The 15,206-nt window shown below is 71.3% G+C and carries 15 protein-coding genes and 1 riboswitch; of the genes, 5 read left to right on the top strand and 10 right to left on the bottom strand.

Going from position 1 to position 15,206, the window contains the following annotated elements:
* Positions 1-122 precede the first annotated feature (122 nt).
* The gene (locus OG381_RS10445) at positions 123-743 is read left to right on the top strand and encodes a uridine kinase family protein (protein ID WP_327715847.1); all 621 of its coding nucleotides are present in this window, start codon (positions 123-125) and stop codon (positions 741-743) included.
* Positions 744-1,176: 433 nt separating this feature from the next.
* A complete protein-coding gene (locus tag OG381_RS10450; protein ID WP_327715848.1) occupies positions 1,177-3,042 on the top strand; it encodes an AAA family ATPase in 1,866 nt (621 codons plus the stop codon).
* A gap of 107 nt (positions 3,043-3,149) precedes the next feature.
* On the opposite strand, the gene OG381_RS10455 is transcribed toward OG381_RS10450, so the two are convergent.
* The 9 genes from OG381_RS10455 to OG381_RS10495 form a co-directional block, all read right to left on the bottom strand.
* Entirely contained in the window at positions 3,150-4,220 is a 1,071-nt protein-coding gene (locus OG381_RS10455; protein ID WP_327715849.1) for a hemolysin family protein, read from the bottom strand.
* On the bottom strand, positions 4,217-5,545 hold the full coding sequence (locus OG381_RS10460; protein ID WP_327715850.1) for a hemolysin family protein: 1,329 nt from the start codon (positions 5,543-5,545) through the stop codon (positions 4,217-4,219). Before OG381_RS10460 ends, OG381_RS10455 begins: the two co-directional genes overlap by 4 nt.
* A gap of 175 nt (positions 5,546-5,720) precedes the next feature.
* Entirely contained in the window at positions 5,721-6,164 is a 444-nt protein-coding gene (locus OG381_RS10465) for a PH domain-containing protein (RefSeq protein ID WP_327715851.1), read from the bottom strand.
* A gap of 14 nt (positions 6,165-6,178) precedes the next feature.
* Entirely contained in the window at positions 6,179-7,036 is an 858-nt protein-coding gene (gene hisG, locus OG381_RS10470) for an ATP phosphoribosyltransferase (RefSeq protein WP_307033375.1), read from the bottom strand.
* A 47-nt stretch (positions 7,037-7,083) separates the two neighbouring features.
* Positions 7,084-7,356 (bottom strand): phosphoribosyl-ATP diphosphatase, encoded by a 273-nt coding sequence (locus OG381_RS10475; RefSeq protein WP_307033373.1) that lies wholly within the window; start codon positions 7,354-7,356, stop codon positions 7,084-7,086.
* A gap of 34 nt (positions 7,357-7,390) precedes the next feature.
* Complete coding sequence (gene ribH / locus OG381_RS10480) at positions 7,391-7,876, bottom strand: 6,7-dimethyl-8-ribityllumazine synthase (RefSeq protein ID WP_057614122.1); 486 nt, start codon at positions 7,874-7,876, stop codon at positions 7,391-7,393.
* 17 nt (positions 7,877-7,893) lie between these two features.
* Positions 7,894-9,192, bottom strand: a complete 1,299-nt coding sequence (locus OG381_RS10485) for a bifunctional 3,4-dihydroxy-2-butanone-4-phosphate synthase/GTP cyclohydrolase II (RefSeq protein ID WP_327715852.1) — start codon at positions 9,190-9,192, stop codon at positions 7,894-7,896.
* Positions 9,189-9,830: a nicotinamide mononucleotide transporter family protein gene (locus tag OG381_RS10490; protein WP_327715853.1), complete on the bottom strand. Its 642-nt coding sequence runs from the start codon at positions 9,828-9,830 to the stop codon at positions 9,189-9,191. The genes OG381_RS10485 and OG381_RS10490 overlap by 4 nt, the downstream gene beginning before the upstream one ends.
* Complete coding sequence (locus OG381_RS10495; protein ID WP_327715854.1) at positions 9,827-10,432, bottom strand: riboflavin synthase; 606 nt, start codon at positions 10,430-10,432, stop codon at positions 9,827-9,829. The genes OG381_RS10490 and OG381_RS10495 overlap by 4 nt, the downstream gene beginning before the upstream one ends.
* Before the next feature lie 146 nt (positions 10,433-10,578).
* Positions 10,579-10,709, bottom strand: a riboswitch (FMN riboswitch).
* Between the two features lie 222 nt (positions 10,710-10,931).
* Between OG381_RS10495 and OG381_RS10500 the strand changes: the two genes are divergently transcribed.
* Positions 10,932-11,819, top strand: coding sequence for an RNA polymerase sigma-70 factor (locus OG381_RS10500; protein WP_327715855.1), 888 nt, complete (start codon positions 10,932-10,934; stop codon positions 11,817-11,819).
* Between the two features lie 91 nt (positions 11,820-11,910).
* On the top strand, positions 11,911-12,660 hold the full coding sequence (locus tag OG381_RS10505) for an SDR family oxidoreductase (RefSeq protein WP_327715856.1): 750 nt from the start codon (positions 11,911-11,913) through the stop codon (positions 12,658-12,660).
* Between the two features lie 25 nt (positions 12,661-12,685).
* On the opposite strand, the gene OG381_RS10510 is transcribed toward OG381_RS10505, so the two are convergent.
* Positions 12,686-13,858 (bottom strand): ROK family transcriptional regulator, encoded by a 1,173-nt coding sequence (locus OG381_RS10510; RefSeq protein ID WP_327715857.1) that lies wholly within the window; start codon positions 13,856-13,858, stop codon positions 12,686-12,688.
* Positions 13,859-13,989: 131 nt separating this feature from the next.
* Between OG381_RS10510 and OG381_RS10515 the strand changes: the two genes are divergently transcribed.
* On the top strand, positions 13,990-15,201 hold the full coding sequence (locus OG381_RS10515) for an MFS transporter (RefSeq protein ID WP_327715858.1): 1,212 nt from the start codon (positions 13,990-13,992) through the stop codon (positions 15,199-15,201).
* Positions 15,202-15,206 lie beyond the last annotated feature (5 nt).

A 15,206-nucleotide genomic window follows, 5' to 3' on the forward strand; every position in this document is an offset into this window, starting at 1 on the left:
CCATGCCACGCCCACGAATATGGGACTGGACCACTGGCATGACCTGCGACGGTGTGTGCCGGCGCCGCCGATAGAGTGCTGATCGCTCCCCGTCGGACTCGTGAAAGCTCCAGGACTCGGCCATGCGCGCCCTCGCCGACCACCTCCGCGGCCTCCCGCCGTCCTGCGGCCCGGTCCGCCTGATCGCCGTCGACGGTCACGCCGGTTCCGGAAAGTCCACGTTCGCCGGACGGCTGGCGGCCGCGCTGGGCGGCGCGCCGGTGCTGCACCTCGACGACATCGCGAGCCACGACGAGCTGTTCGGCTGGACCGGCCGACTGCTGACCCAGGTGATCGAGCCGCTCCGCCACGGCGAGACCGCGCACTACACCCCCTACGACTGGCACACCCGCCGCTTCGGCCCGCCCCGCGCCCTCCCGGCGGCGCCCGTGGTCCTCGTCGAGGGCGTCGGAGCGGGCCGCCGCGCGGTGCGCCCGCATCTGGCGCGGCTGCTGTGGATGGAGTTGCCCCGCGAGGAGTCCTGGACGCGTGGCAGGTCGCGGGACGGGGAGGAGCAGCGGGAGTTCTGGGCCGGGTGGGTCCGGGCCGAGGCCGAACACTTCGCCAAGGACCCTTCGCGCCCCTGTGCCGACCTTCTGGTTCGGCAGGGAAAGCAGGGGTACGAGGTACTCCCGGGGCCTTCCGGGACGGTTGGACCGGACCGCAAAATCACTCTGGGTGACGGACCATCCGCTGTGTGCTGAACTTGTGAAGGCCCTTGCTTCTGAACTTCCCGGAGTGCTTCAACTCGGCTTGACCGGGGGGCCGTACAGGACTTACGTTCTGAATGTGCGGCCTTCAGCAGCCGCCCTCAGACGCGAAGCCCCCGGTTGTTCCCCCGTGATCGGGGGCTTCGTTCTGCCCTCAACTCCTTTTCCGGGCGCTGCGAGCCCTCATTCGCTCACCCTCGGTCACCATCGCGTGTGCGCCCCGTCTGCTCCCACCTCGCCAAACGGCCTGTACGGCACCCTTCGGTGGGCCATACCTCCGCAGGTACGATGCCCTCGGTGCGACCTACGGACGGGCAGCTCTGCGCACCGTTGCAACTCCGGTCCGCAGCAAGGCGGTTCGATCAAGGAGGTCGGCGGGCGACGGCCCGGTGACTCACCAACGGGGGCACGGTTTGTGGGGGACGTGATGGACTTCGGCACGCAGGGCCCGCAGGCCCCGGCCGACCTCGCCTGGCTGCGAGGTGTGGATGCCTACACGATGGGCGCCTATCCGCAGGCGGAGGAGGAGTTCCGCGCCGCGGTGCGGATGGACCCGGGAATGGCCGACGGCTGGCTCGGACTGCACGCGTTGCGCGTCGACACGACGACCGCGCTGCTGCGGATGTTCCGGCACCGGGAGCGCTTCGGGGAACAGCGGGCCCGGCACCGTCGCACCCTCAACTCCTGGTACTGGCTGGGCTGGTGGGTGCAGCCCGTGCTGGAGAGCCCGCGCGACCTGCTGCTCGCGCACGCCTCGCACTGGCTGGACGGACGCCATGTCCCGGAGCTCGACCGGGCCCTCGCCAGCCTGCCGCCCGTGGACACCGACGCCCAGGTGCGTTTCCTGCACGCCTGTCGCGCCTATCTGGTCAAGGACTGGGACCAGCTCGTCCGGCACACCGACCCGCTGATCGACGATTCCCTGCTGGGCATCGAGGCGGGTCTGTTCGGCGGCATGGCCCGGGTGCGCCTGGAGATGTTCGGACAGGCCGAGCCGCTTCTGTCGGCGGCCCTGATGCGCTGTCGCAGCGAACAGCCCCAGCGCAAGGAGCTGCGCTACTGGCTCGCCCGCGCGCACGAGGGCACCGGCCGCTCCGCCGCCGCCCTCCCCCTCTACCGTGCCGTGCACCGCGTCGACCCGGCGTTCATGGACACCTCGGCCCGGCTCGCCGCGATCTCCGAGGGCGACGGCTACGACGACGCCGCGGCCGACCTCGCCTCGATCGCCCTCTCCGGCGCCCAGGACGTGCTGGAGGGACCGGACGGCCTCGACCCGCTCTTCGGCGGCACCGACGGACGCGACCTCAAGTTCTCCGACCCCGACCTGCCGCCCGCCGGCCCGCTGCCCGCGGTGACCGACCCTTCGGTGCGCGAGAAGATCATCCCGACGCAGGCGCTGCCCGCCGGCCCCACCGACCCCGTCTTACTGGAGGAGGCGCTCACCGAACTCGAGCGCATGGTGGGCCTTGAACCCGTGAAACGCCAGGTCAAGGCGTTGTCCGCCCAGCTGAACATGGCGCGGCTGCGCGCCGGGCAGGGTCTGCCGGTCCAGCCGCCCAAGCGGCACTTCGTCTTCTCCGGCCCCTCGGGCACCGGCAAGACCACGGTCGCCCGCATCCTGGGCCGCGTCTTCTACGCCCTCGGGCTGCTCGGCGGCGACCACCTCGTGGAGGCGCAGCGCGCCGACCTCGTCGGCGAGTACCTCGGACAGACCGCCGTGAAGGCCAACGAGCTCATCGACTCCGCGATCGGCGGGGTGCTCTTCGTGGACGAGGCGTACTCGCTCTCCAACTCCGGTTACGGCAAGGGCGACGCGTACGGCGACGAAGCCTTGCAGGTGCTGCTGAAGCGGGCCGAGGACAACCGCGACCACCTGGTCGTCATCCTCGCCGGTTACCCCGAGGGCATGGACCGGCTCCTCGCCGCCAACCCCGGACTGTCCTCCCGCTTCACCACCCGGGTGGACTTCCCCTCGTACCGGCCCCTCGAGCTCACCTCCATCGGCGAGGTGCTGGCCCAGGAGAACGGTGACGTGTGGGACGAGGAGGCCCTCGACGAGCTGCGGTCGATCGCCGGGCACGTGGTGGACCAGGGATGGATCGACGAGCTGGGGAACGGGCGGTTCCTGCGGACGCTGTACGAGAAGAGCTGCGCGTACCGGGATCTGCGGTTGTCGACGTATCCCGGGATGCTGACGCGGGACGACTTGTCGACACTGCGGCTGCCGGATCTTATGCAGGCGTACGGGGAAGTGCTGTCCGGGCGTGGGCCGCAGGACCCGTCAGCGATGTGAGGGGCGCCGACGAACCGGGAGCTCCCGGTTCGTCGGCGGGTGCGAGTAATGCGTGGTTGCTCGCGCAGTTCCCCGCGACCCTGAGGGGGCGCGGGGTGCGGCCTGCGTCAGCTCGCCACCGCTTCCTTCCGCTCGGACATCCTCGGCTGCGGCGGTGTCTCCCGGTGGGCCGGGTCGGTCACCTCGCCCACCAGGAGTTCCAGTACGTCCTCCAGCGCCGCCAGGCCCAGGACCCGGCCCGCCGCGTCCGTCACCTGGGCCAGGTGCGTCGCCGCCCTGCGCATGACCGTCAGGGCGTCGTCCAGGGGGAGCTCGGAGCGCAGGGTCGTCATCTTGCGCCAGAGGTGCTGGGGCACCGCGCGCTCCGACTCCTCCAGGTCCAGTACGTCCTTCACATGCAGGTAGCCCATGAAGGCGCCGTTGTCGGCCACGACCGGGAAGCGGGAGTAGCCGGTGCGGGCCGTGAGCTGCACGACCTGGCCCGGGGTGACCGAGGGCCCCACCGTCACCAGTGACTCGCGCTTCAGCAGGACGTCCGTGACCGGGCGGGAGCCCAGTTCCAGGGCGTCCTCGAGGCGTTCCTGCTCCTCGGGGTCCAGGAGGCCCGCCTGGCCCGCGTCCTCCACGAGCCGGTTGAGCTGCTCGCTGGTGAAGACCGCCTCGACCTCGTCCTTGGGCTCGACGCGGAAGAGGCGCAGGATGCCCTGGGCGCAGGCGCCGAGGGCGATGGTGATCGGCCGGCAGACGCGGGCGAAGGCGACCAGACCGGGGCTCAGCCACAGCGCGGCCTTCTCCGGGGCGGCCATCGCGAGGTTCTTCGGGACCATCTCGCCGATGACGAGGTGGAAGAAGACCACCGCGGCGAGGGCGATGACATAGCCGAGCGGGTGGATCATGCCGTGCGGCATGTGGATCCACTCGAAGACCGGCTCCAGCAGCTTGGCGACGGTCGGCTCGGCGACCGCGCCCAGCGTCAGCGAGCAGATGGTGATGCCGAACTGGGCCGCGGCCATCATCTGCGGCAGCCGTTCCAGGCCGTACAGCACCTGGCGGGCCCGGGTCGTGCCGAGCGGCTCGATCTGGCTGCGCCGGACGGACACGAGGGCGAACTCGGCGCCGACGAAGAAGCCGTTGGCGAGCACGAGCAGGGCGGCGAACAGGAGTTGGAGCACGCTCATCGGGCGGCCTCCACAACCGCGGGGGCCGTTCTGACCAGTCGTACGCGCTCGGCGCGGTAGTGCCCGACCTGGCGTACCGAGAGCCGCCAGCCGGGAAGTTCGGCCCGGTCGCCCACGGCCGGGATCCGGCCGAGCAGGTCGGCGACGAGCCCGGCGACCGTCTCGTACGGCCCCTCGGGCACGTCGAGGCCTACGCGCTGGAGGATGTCGACACGGCAGCTGCCGTCGGCGTCCCAGGCGGGCTTGCCGTCCTCCGACGGGGCGGCGGCGAGTTCGGGGACGTCGAGGCCGTCGTGCTCGTCGCGGACCTCGCCGACGATCTCCTCGACGATGTCCTCCAGGGTGACCACACCGGCCGTGCCGCCGTACTCGTCGACGACGACGGCGATGGGCTGCTCGCTGCGCAGCCGGGCCAGCAGCGGCTGGACCGGAAGGGTCTCCGGGACGAGCAGGGCCGGGCGGGCGATCCTGGCGACCGGGGTGCGCAGCCGGTCGTGGGCCGCGACGGCCAGCGCGTCCTTGAGGTGGACCATGCCGACGATTTCGTCGATCTTCTCCCGGTAGACGGGGAAGCGGGACAGGCCGGTGGCGCGGGTCAGGTTGACCACGTCCTCGGCGGTCGCGGACACCTGGAGCGAACTGACCTTCACGCGCGGGGTCATCACGTGCTGTGCGGTCAGCTCGGCCAGCGACAGGGTCCGTACGAAGAGGTCGGCCGTGTCCTGTTCCAGGGCGCCGGCCCGCGCCGAGTGCCGGGCCAGGGAGACGAGCTCACCGGGGGTGCGGGCGGAGGCCAGCTCGTCGGTGGGCTCGACGCCCAGGGCGCGGACGAGCCGGTTGGCGACGGCGTTCAGCGCGGCGATGACCGGGCGGAACAGACGGGCGAAGGCGTGCTGCGGGCCGGCCACGAACCGTGCGACCTGCAGGGGCTTGGACACGGCCCAGTTCTTGGGCACGAGTTCGCCGATCACCATCTGCACGGCGGAGGCCAGCAGCATGCCGACGACCACGGTGACACCGGAGACGGCGCCCTCGGGGACACCGATCGCGGTGAACGGGCCGTGCAGCAGCTCCGCGAGCGCCGGTTCGGCGAGCATGCCGACGACCAGGGAGGTGATGGTGATGCCGAGCTGGGTGCCGGAGAGCTGGAAGGAGAGCTCCTTGAGCGACTCCACGACCGTACGGGCTCGCTTGTCGCCCTCGGCCGCGGCCCTCTCGGCGTCCGGTCGCTCGACCGTCACGAGGCCGAACTCGGCGGCCACGAAGAAGCCGTTGGCGAGAATCAGCAGGAAGGCAGCCGCCAGGAGCAGCAGGGGGATGGTCATGCCGCCGCCTCGGTGTGCCGGGAGGGGGCGGCGCAGGTACTACAGGACGATCCGTCCATCGCTGGAGGGAATCACTCCTCGGATAGCAGTGGGCCTCTGAGGACCGGGGGGAACCTCAGCGGCGGAGGCGCCAACGAAAACGCCTCCGCCAACAGATTAATCAAGACATGGCCCTCTACGGCAGATCCCCCGGGCCGCGGGACTCCACGAGCGCGCGCAGTGCGCGGGCGTCGGCGATGGCCTGCTGCTTGGCGATACCGGGCTGGATGCCGAGGGCGGGCAGGCTGGTGCCGTCGGTGAGGTTGAGGAACACCCAGGGGTCGCCGGGCCGGAGATTGACCTGGACGATCTCGGCCCAGTCGAGATGCCGCTTGCCGGCGATGTTCACGACGGTGACGCCGGACTCCTCGGCGACCACCTTCACCCGGGCGAGCAGGGCCAGCACACCGGCCAGGAGCGCGGCGGTGAAGATGAAGCTCAGCCGCTCGCCCGGGCCGAGCTTCTCCAGCAGCAGCGCGATCGCCGTGATGACCACGAAGAGCGCGACGGCGGCGGTGAGCAGGACGGCCCTGGTGCGGCCCGGCCGGAAGGTGACGGGGAGGGCGGGAACGTCGGACATGGCTGCGCGGCCCCTCAGAGACGGCAGGCGTGGATGGACGTCGTCAGGATCGCCCGTGCGCCGATGTCGTACAGGTCGTCCATGATCCGCTGCGCCTCCTTGGCCGGGACCATCGCGCGGACGGCGACCCAGCCCTCGTTGTGCAGCGGGGAGACGGTCGGGGACTCCAGGCCCGGCGTCAGCGCCACGGCCTTCTCGAGCTGCTCGACCCGGCAGTCGTAGTCCATCATCACGTACGTCCGGGCCACGAGGACGCCCTGGAGGCGGCGCAGGAACTGCTGGACCTTGGGCTCGCTCTCGGCGGAGGTGTCGGCGTCCACCCGGCGGATCACGACCGCCTCGGACTTCATGATCGGCTCGCCGAAGACCTCCAGGCCCGCGTTGCGCAGCGAGGTGCCGGTCTCGACGACGTCCGCGATGACCTCGGCGACACCGAGTTCGATGGCGGTCTCGACGGCGCCGTCGAGGTGGACGACGGAGGCGTCGACGCCGCTGTCGGCGAGGTGGCCCTCGACGATGCCCTCGTAGGAGGTGGCGACCGTCTTGCCCTTGAGATCCTCGACGCCTTCTGCCGTGCCCGGCTTGGCGGCGAAGCGGAACGTGGAGCGGGCGAAGCCGAGCGGGAGGATCTCCTCGGCCTTGGCGCCGGAGTCGATCAGCAGGTCACGGCCGGTGATGCCGATGTCGAGGCGGCCGGAGGAGACGTAGATCGCGATGTCGCGGGGGCGGAGGTAGAAGAACTCGACCTCGTTCACCGGGTCGACGATCCGCAGTTCCTTGGACTCCCGGCGCTGCTGGTAGCCGGCCTCATGCAGCATCTCCGCCGCAGGGCCTGACAGGGAACCCTTGTTGGGGACGGCGATGCGCAGCATGAGGTCGGCTTCCTTCGCGTGACGGGGTGGGTGCGGAACGGACGGGTTCACAGGTGGGCGTAGACGTCGTCCAGGGAGATGCCGCGGGCGACCATCATCACCTGGACGTGGTACAGCAGCTGCGAGATCTCCTCGGCGGCCGCCTCCTTGCCCTCGTACTCGGCGGCCATCCAGACCTCTGCGGCCTCTTCGACGACCTTCTTGCCGATGGCATGGACGCCCTTGCCGACCAGCTCTGCGGTGCGGGAAGTGGCGGGGTCGCCGGTGGCGGCCTTCTGCTGGAGCTCGGAGAAGAGCTCCTCGAACGTCTTATTGGACATGGTGACGCTCAGCCTATGCCACACCCGGGTTCCGTCAGCGCCACGGTTCAGATACTGAGCGGAGGGTGGCCGCCGTCGCCACGGCCGCCGTCACCGCCTCGTGTCCCTTGTCCTCGTTGGAGCCCTCGATGCCCGCCCGGTCCAGGGCCTGCTCCTCGGTGTCGCAGGTCAGCACGCCCATGCCGACGGGGACCCCGGTGTCGACGGAGACCTGGGTGAGGCCCTGGGTCACGCCCTGGCACACGTACTCGAAGTGGGGGGTGCCGCCGCGGATCACGACGCCGAGGGCGACGATCGCGTCGTAGCCGCGGCCCGCGAGGACCTTGGCGACGACCGGGAGCTCCCAGCTGCCGGGGACCCGGAGCAGGGTCGGCTCGTCGATCCCCAGGTCGTGCAGGGCGCGCAGGGCGCCGTCCACCAGACCGTCCATCACCTTCTCGTGCCACTGCGCCGCGATGACGGCGACCCGCAGGTCACCCACGTTGCGTACGGACAGCTCCGGTGCACCCTTGCCGCTCACGTTCTCTGATCTCCTCGTTACTGGTTGCTGCAGGTGGACGTCGACGCCGTCGCGGGCGTCTCCAGCCAGGGCAGGTCGTGTCCCATCCGGTCCCGCTTGGTACGCAGGTAGGTGAGGTTGTGCTCGCCCGCCTGTACCGGCATCGGCTCCCGTCCGTTGACCTTGAGGCCGTGGCGCAGAAGGGCGTCGGACTTGTCGGGGTTGTTGGTCATCAGGCGCACACTGCGCACCCCGAGATCCTCGAGGATCTGGGCGCCCGCGCCGTAGTCCCGGGCGTCGGCGGGCAGGCCGAGTTCCAGGTTGGCGTCGAGGGTGTCGCGGCCGCGCTCCTGGAGCTCGTACGCGCGCAGCTTGGAGACCAGTCCGATGCCGCGCCCCTCATGACCGCGCAGATAGACCACCACTCCCCTGCCCTCGTCCTGTATGCGGGCCAGGGAGGCGTCCAGCTGGGGTCCGCAGTCGCAGCGCGCGGAGCCGAAGATGTCGCCGGTCAGGCACTCGGAGTGGACGCGCACCAGGACGTCCTCGCCGTCGCCGATCTCGCCGTGGACGAGGGCGACGTGCTCGACGCCGTCGACGGTGGAGCGGTAGCCGTACGCCGTGAACTCGCCGTGGGAGGTGGGCAGGTGGACCTCGGCCTCGCGGCGGACGGTGGGCTCGGCGGCCTGTCGGTAGGTGATCAGGTCCTCGATGGAGATGATCGTCAGGCCGTGCTTGCGGGCGAACGGGATCAGCTCGGGCAGCCGCAGCATCCGGCCGTCCTCGCCGGCGATCTCGACGATGGCGCCGGCCGGGCGCAGGCCCGCGAGCCGGGCGAGGTCGACGGCGGCCTCGGTGTGGCCGTTGCGCGTGAGGACCCCGCCGGCCTTGGCGCGGAGCGGGAAGACATGGCCGGGGCGCACGAAGTCGGTGGGCTCGGCGACGCCGCCCGCCAGCAGCCGGAGCGTGGTCGCGCGGTCGGCGGCCGAGATGCCGGTGCTCACCCCGTGGGCGGCGGAGGCGTCCACGGAGACGGTGAACGCGGTCTTCATCGACTCGGTGTTGTCCGCGACCATCTGCGGCAGTTCGAGCCGCTCCAGCTCCTCGCTCTCCATGGGGGCGCAGATCAGGCCGCGGCACTCGCTCATCATGAAGGCGACGATCTCGGGGGTCGCCTTCTCGGCGGCGATGACGAGGTCGCCCTCGTTCTCCCGGTCCTCGTCGTCGACCACGACGATCGGGCGGCCGGCGGCGATGTCGGCGATGGCCTGCTCGATCGGGTCGAGCGTGAGGTCTTCCACGCCGTCGGTGCTGTACAGGATCGGTGCCGTGCTCATGCCGGCGCTCCTTCCAGAGCGGGCCGCGTGCCCTGGCGGGAGCGCAGCCACCAGTCGCGCATGCCCCACAGGACGAGCGCGCCGTAGATGACGTAGACGAAGCCGGAGAAGGCGTAGCCGTTGGCGAAGTTGAGGGGGACGCCGACCAGGTCGACCAGGAGCCAGGCGAACCAGAACTCGACCATGCCGCGTGCCTGGGCGTACATGGCGACGACGGTGCCGACGAAGATGTAGGCGTCCGGCCAAGGGTCCCAGGACAGGCTCGGGTACGCCTTGAAGAGCAGGGCGACCGCGACGGTGCCGGCGGCGGCCGCGCCCACCATCACCGCGCGCTCGGTCCAGGTGGCGAACCGCGGGGCGATGTGTCCGTCGCCGCCGCGGCCCTTGTCGCGGTTCCACTGCCACCAGCCGTACAGGGCGACGACCATGACGATCGCCTGCTTGCCCGCGCTGCCGGTCAGATGGCCGTAGAACGCGCCGAAGAGGATGAGGCCGGCCAGGAACTGCACGGGCCAGCTCCAGATGGAGCGCCGCCAGCCGAGGGCGAGGGCGGCCAGGCCGGTGATGTTGCCGATCATGTCCGACCAGAGGATGTGCTGGTCGAAGGCGGTGAACGCCTCGGAGTTCAGCCAGTTCACCGGCCCGCTCCCTGGGTGCTCGCGAGGAGTCGCTCGACGTACTTGGCGACGATGTCGACCTCGAGGTTGACCGGGTCGCCGGGCTGCTTGTGGCCGAGCGTGGTCAGGTCGAGGGTGGTGGGGATGAGGCTGACGGTGAAGTAGTCGGGGCCGGCGTCGACGACGGTGAGGCTGATGCCGTCGACGGTGATGGAGCCCTTCTCCACGACGTAGCGCGAGAGGTCCGCGGGGAGGGAGACCTTGACGATCTCCCAGTTCTCGGACGGCTTGCGCTCCAGGACCTGGCCGGTGCCGTCGACATGGCCCTGCACGATGTGGCCGCCGAGACGGGCGCCCACGGCGGTGGGGCGTTCGAGGTTGACGCGGGAGCCGACGGCGAGGGCGCCGAGGCTGGAGCGGTCGAGGGTTTCCGCCATGACGTCCGCGGTGAACTCGTCGCCCTCGTGCTCGACGACGGTGAGGCAGACGCCGTTGACGGCGATCGAGTCACCGTGCTTCGCGCCCTCGGTGACGACGGGGCCTCGCAGGCGGAAGCGACACGCATCGCCGAGGTTCTCGACGGCGGTGATCTCGCCCAGCTCTTCGACGATTCCGGTGAACACTTCCCGGGTCCTCCTGCCACATCGGGGCACGGACTCCGGGGCTGTCGATGACGACAGAATGAACGAGCAGGAGCACTGGGGGCGGCGCCGGACAGACCCGCCCGCATGGACGAGTGGATACGGCGACGCGCACGAATGCCCGCCCGCCGCGCACTGCCTCCCATCCGGACTTTAACCGTCGGTCCAGGAATTTCACCTGGTCAACCGGTCACTGGAAGTGACCGGGTCGCGGACTGTAACCGCCGGTTCGGACTTTCACCGACCCCGGAGTGCGCTGCTTTGAGTTACAGAGTCAGTGTGCCACGGCTGATCGAGGTCCATACGGGTGAGTGATGTGGAGTGGCTCACAGGTGGTGCCGCTGGACTTCTCAACGCGCCCGACCTGGTGGACTCTTTGGTCTAGTCCTTTTTGGATCTCCGCAGACGGCCCGGCGGCGGTGACGACGGCCCTTGCCCGCCGCCGGGTCCCTCACCGCCTGGGCATGGCAGGGTGACAGGCATGACGAGTGCCATCGCCGACGAGTTCGAGAGCCACCGTCCGCGACTGTTCGGCCTGGCCTATCGCCTGCTGGGCTCGGCGGAGGAGGCCGAGGACACCGTCCAGGACGCCTATCTGCGCTTCAGCGGCGCCGACCGGGCCGGCATCGAGCACCTCGGGGCCTGGCTGGCGAAGGTCGTCACCAATCTCTGCCTGACCCGGCTGACCTCGGCCAGGGCGCGGCGCGAGACCTACGTCGGGAGCTGGCTGCCGGAGCCCGTCGTCACCTCGGACGGCACGCTCGGCCCTCTGGAGTCCGCCGAGCAGCGCGACGCGGTGTCGATGGCGCTCCTGGTCCTGCTGGAGCGGCTCACGCCGACCGAGCGGGCGGTGTACGTGCTGCGGGAGGCGTTCGCCTACGGATACCGGGCGATCGCCGACGTCCTCGATCTGAGCGAGGCCAACTGCCGCCAGTTGCACCGCAGGGCGGTACAGCGGGTGGGCGAACCGCGGTCGCGGTTCGAGGCCGCGCCCGAGCGGCAGGAGGCTCTGGTCGCGACGTTCGTCACGGCGGCCCGGGAGGGCGATCTCGCCGGTCTGGAGAAGCTGCTCGCCGCCGATGTGACCTGGTGGAGCGACGGCGGCGGCAAGGTGTCCGCGGCCCGGCGGCCGGTCGAGGGCCGCGAGAAGGTGGTCCGCTTCACGCTGGGTTCGTTCCGGAAGTGGGGCGCCGACCTGCGGCTCACGACAGCGGAGGTCAACGGCGGGACCGGGGTCGCCATGTGGACGGGCGAGGTGCTCGCCGCCCTGGTCACCTTCGACCTGCGGGACGGGCTGATCGGCGAGGTGCGGGCCGTGTTGAACCCGGACAAGCTGGAATTCGTCCGCGGTCAGCTCGCCCACCCGTAGAGGCCTGTCACATTTCGCCGGGGGTACGTGGTCTCAGTCGGCGAGGGGCGCTCCGCCCGGGAGCGTCCGGCGTCCGAAGGGACTGAACAGCATGACCACGATCCTGGTGACCGGCGGTACCGGAACGCTCGGCCGGCTCGTCGCCGAGCGGCTGCGGGCGGACGGGCACGAGGTGCGGGTGCTCAGCCGGCACGCCCAGCCGTACGCCGTCGACCTGCGCGAGGGGGGTGCGGCGCTGGACGCGGCGGTCGAGGGCGTGGACACCGTCGTGCACTGTGCGACCACACCGACCGGCGGGGACGAGAAGGCGGCGGCAAACCTGATCGCCGCGGCACGGCGCGCCGGGGTGGGACATCTGGTCTACATCTCGATCGTCGGCATCGACCGGGTGCCGTTCCCGTACTACCGGATCAAGCTCGCCGTGGAGAAGCAGGTCGAGGAGTCGGGGCTGGGGTGGACCGTGCTGCGGGCGACCCAGTTCCACGACCTGCTGGTGCGGGTGTTCCGGGCGATGGCCAAGTCGCCGGTCATGATGCTTCCCGCGGGCGTGAGCGACCAGCCGGTCGAGGTGGCCGAAGTCGCTGACCGGCTGGCCGAGTTGGCGGCCGGGCCACCCGCGGGGCGGGTGGCGGACCTGGGTGGGCCCGAGGTGCGGTCGTTCGAGTCGCTGGCCCGGGCTTATGTGAAGGCGACGGGGCGCCGCCGGGCCGTGGTGAACGTGCCGTTGGCGGGGAAGGCGTACCGGGGCTTCCGGGCGGGTGGGCATCTGGCGCCGGAACAGGCGGTGGGGAAGGGGACGTTCGAGGAGTATCTGGCGGGGAGGACCGGCAGCAGGGGCTGAGGACGGCCGGCGCAGCCAAGCGTCCCTATCGGGGAGCGAACAGGTCGTCCTGCGCCCGGTCCCGTGCCGTCAGCAGGGCACCGCGCAGGACGGCCCCACCGCCGAGAACGCCGGGACGCACCTCGGTCGGCAGGGGTGACATCCGGCGGACTCGCCGCTCCACGCGCGCGGCGAGTTCCTCCCCGCCCGCCTGCCCGACCTCGCCACCGAGAACCACGCACCCGGGGTCCAGGACGGCCACGACGGAGGAGACACCGACTGCGAGCCGGTCCGCCAGCGCGCCCAGGAATCCGTCCGCCCCCTCCGCCACCGCTCTGGCCACCAGCGCGGCCGCCACCGGCTCGGCCCCGGACGCGGCGCCCACCACTCCGTACTCCGCGGCCAGCTCCGCGATCGCCGCCGACCCCGCCAGCGAGTGGAATCCGCCGTCGCACCCCGTCGCGGAGGGCAGCCCCCGCGTCCCGGGCACCGGCAGGAACCCGATCTCCCCCGTCCCCCCGGAGGCGCCCCTGCGCAACGACCCGTCCAGCACGACCGCCGCCCCCGTCCCGTGTCCCAGCCACAGCAGCACGAACGTGTCCCGGTCCCGCGCCGCCCCCTCCCGCTGTTCCGCCAGCGCCGCGAGGTTGGTCTCGTTCTCGACGTGGACACGGGCCTCGGGGAGGCGTTCCTGGAGGGCGGCGACCAGGCGGCGGTGCCATTCGGGCAGGCCGGTGGAGTCGCGGAGTTCGCCCGTGGCCGGGTCGACCAGGCCGGGCGCGCCGATACCCACGGTGTGGAGCCGGTCCGCGCCCGCCTCCTTGGCCGTGCGCTCGACCAGCGTCACCGCCTGCTCGACCGCGGGGCCCGTCCCCGTGTCGTCGCCGATCGGCACGGACGCCTCGGCCAGCACCCGCCCCAGCAGGTCGGAGACGAGGACGGAGACGCCTTCCGTGCGAACGTCGAGCGCCGCCAGATGGGCGAGGTCCGCCACGATGCCGTACAGCTTCGCGTTCGGTCCGCGGCGCTGCTCGCCCGACTCCCCGACCACCTCGATCAGATCGCCGGCGATGAGGCGTTCCACCAGGTCGGCGACGGTGGGGCGGGACAGACCGGTCAGCTGCTTCAGCTGTCCTGCCGTCAACGGGCCCTCCTGCTGGAGCAGTCGCAGGGCGAGCCGGTCGTTGATGGCCCGGGCGGTGCTGGGGGATGCGGGCATGCCGGGATCCTTCCAGATCGGCCGGGCCCTCAGGTCGGTGCGAGGGCGGCCTTCCATCGACTATCTATCAGGCAGGGACCCTGATAGTTTACGTCGCCGATGGGGACCGGAGACCGCGAAGGGGCGGGAGAATGAGCGCAGTGGAGTACGACCAGGGCCAGGTGAAGCGCGCCCGATACGCCGTGGCCGCGGTCTTCGCCGTGCACGGCGCCGTGACCGGTTCGTTCGCCACCCGGGTGCCGTGGATCCAGGACCACGCCTCGGTGAGCGCGGGCCAGTTGGGCCTCGCCCTCGCGTTCCCCGCGCTCGGCGCGTCCGTGGCCATGCCGCTGGCGGGGAGTATCAGCCACCGCTTCGGTGCGCGGAACGCGCTGCGCGGCCTCATCTCCCTGTGGACGCTGGCCCTGGTGCTGCCGGCCCTGTCCCCGAACCTGCTGACCCTGTGCCTGTCCCTCTTCGTCTACGGTGCCACCGCCGGCATGGCGGACGTGGCGATGAACGCGCTCGGTGTCGAGGTCGAGAACCGGCTCAACCGGTCGATCATGTCCGGCCTGCACGGCATGTGGAGCGCGGGCGCCCTGGTCGGCTCGGCGGCGGGCACACTCGCCGCGCATCTGGGCTCGGACGCGCGTCTGCACCACGCGCTGGCCGCGGCCGTGCTCACCTTCCTCGGCCTGCTGGCCTGCCGTTGGGTGCTGGACCTCCAGCCCACCGAGGACGAGGAGCCGCCGCCGCGGTTCGCGCTGCCCCCGAAGTCGGCCCTGCTCATCGGTGCCGTCGGCTTCTGCGCGGTGTTCGCGGAGGGCGCCAGCCTGGACTGGTCGGCGGTGTATCTGCGGGACCAGTTGGAGACCTCGGCGGGGCTGGCGGCCGCCTGCACGACGGGCTTCACGTTCACCATGGCCGTCGCGCGGCTCGCCGGTGACCGGATCGTGGACCGGTTCGGCTCCGTGCGCACGGTCCGGGCCAGTGGTGTCCTCGCCGTGCTCGGCGGGCTGCTCATCGTCGTGGCGAACCATCCGGCGCTGGCGATGGCCGGGTTCGCGCTGATGGGGCTGGGGATCGCGGTGGTCGTGCCGCTGTGCTTCGCCGCCGCGGGCCGCAGCGGGTCCAACCCCAGTCTGGCCATCGCGGGCGTCGCGACCATCACGTACACCTCCGGTCTGATCGCCCCCAGCGCCATCGGCACCATCGCCCAGGCGACCAGCCTGCTGGTGTCGTTCGTCCTGGTGACCGTGCTGGCGGGCGGGCTCGTGGCCTTCGCCGGGGTGCTGCGCGCCGGGGACCGCGACCGTCCGAAGGTCAGCCGGCCGGCCGCGGCGGTTCCCGACCGGCGGCCGTGAACCCG

Source organism: Streptomyces sp. NBC_00490 (genome assembly GCF_036013645.1).
Classification (GTDB): domain Bacteria; phylum Actinomycetota; class Actinomycetes; order Streptomycetales; family Streptomycetaceae; genus Streptomyces; species Streptomyces canus_F.

Coding starts and splice junctions, on each gene's coding strand:
- OG381_RS10445 (WP_327715847.1), top strand. CDS start 123: ATGCGCGCCCTCGCCGACCACCTCCGCGGCCTCCCGCCGTCCTGCGGC.
- OG381_RS10450 (WP_327715848.1), top strand. CDS start 1,177: ATGGACTTCGGCACGCAGGGCCCGCAGGCCCCGGCCGACCTCGCCTGG.
- OG381_RS10455 (WP_327715849.1), bottom strand. CDS start 4,220: ATGAGCGTGCTCCAACTCCTGTTCGCCGCCCTGCTCGTGCTCGCCAAC.
- OG381_RS10460 (WP_327715850.1), bottom strand. CDS start 5,545: ATGACCATCCCCCTGCTGCTCCTGGCGGCTGCCTTCCTGCTGATTCTC.
- OG381_RS10465 (WP_327715851.1), bottom strand. CDS start 6,164: ATGTCCGACGTTCCCGCCCTCCCCGTCACCTTCCGGCCGGGCCGCACC.
- hisG (WP_307033375.1), bottom strand. CDS start 7,036: ATGCTGCGCATCGCCGTCCCCAACAAGGGTTCCCTGTCAGGCCCTGCG.
- OG381_RS10475 (WP_307033373.1), bottom strand. CDS start 7,356: ATGTCCAATAAGACGTTCGAGGAGCTCTTCTCCGAGCTCCAGCAGAAG.
- OG381_RS10485 (WP_327715852.1), bottom strand. CDS start 9,192: ATGAGCACGGCACCGATCCTGTACAGCACCGACGGCGTGGAAGACCTC.
- OG381_RS10500 (WP_327715855.1), top strand. CDS start 10,932: ATGACGAGTGCCATCGCCGACGAGTTCGAGAGCCACCGTCCGCGACTG.
- OG381_RS10505 (WP_327715856.1), top strand. CDS start 11,911: ATGACCACGATCCTGGTGACCGGCGGTACCGGAACGCTCGGCCGGCTC.
- OG381_RS10510 (WP_327715857.1), bottom strand. CDS start 13,858: ATGCCCGCATCCCCCAGCACCGCCCGGGCCATCAACGACCGGCTCGCC.
- OG381_RS10515 (WP_327715858.1), top strand. CDS start 13,990: ATGAGCGCAGTGGAGTACGACCAGGGCCAGGTGAAGCGCGCCCGATAC.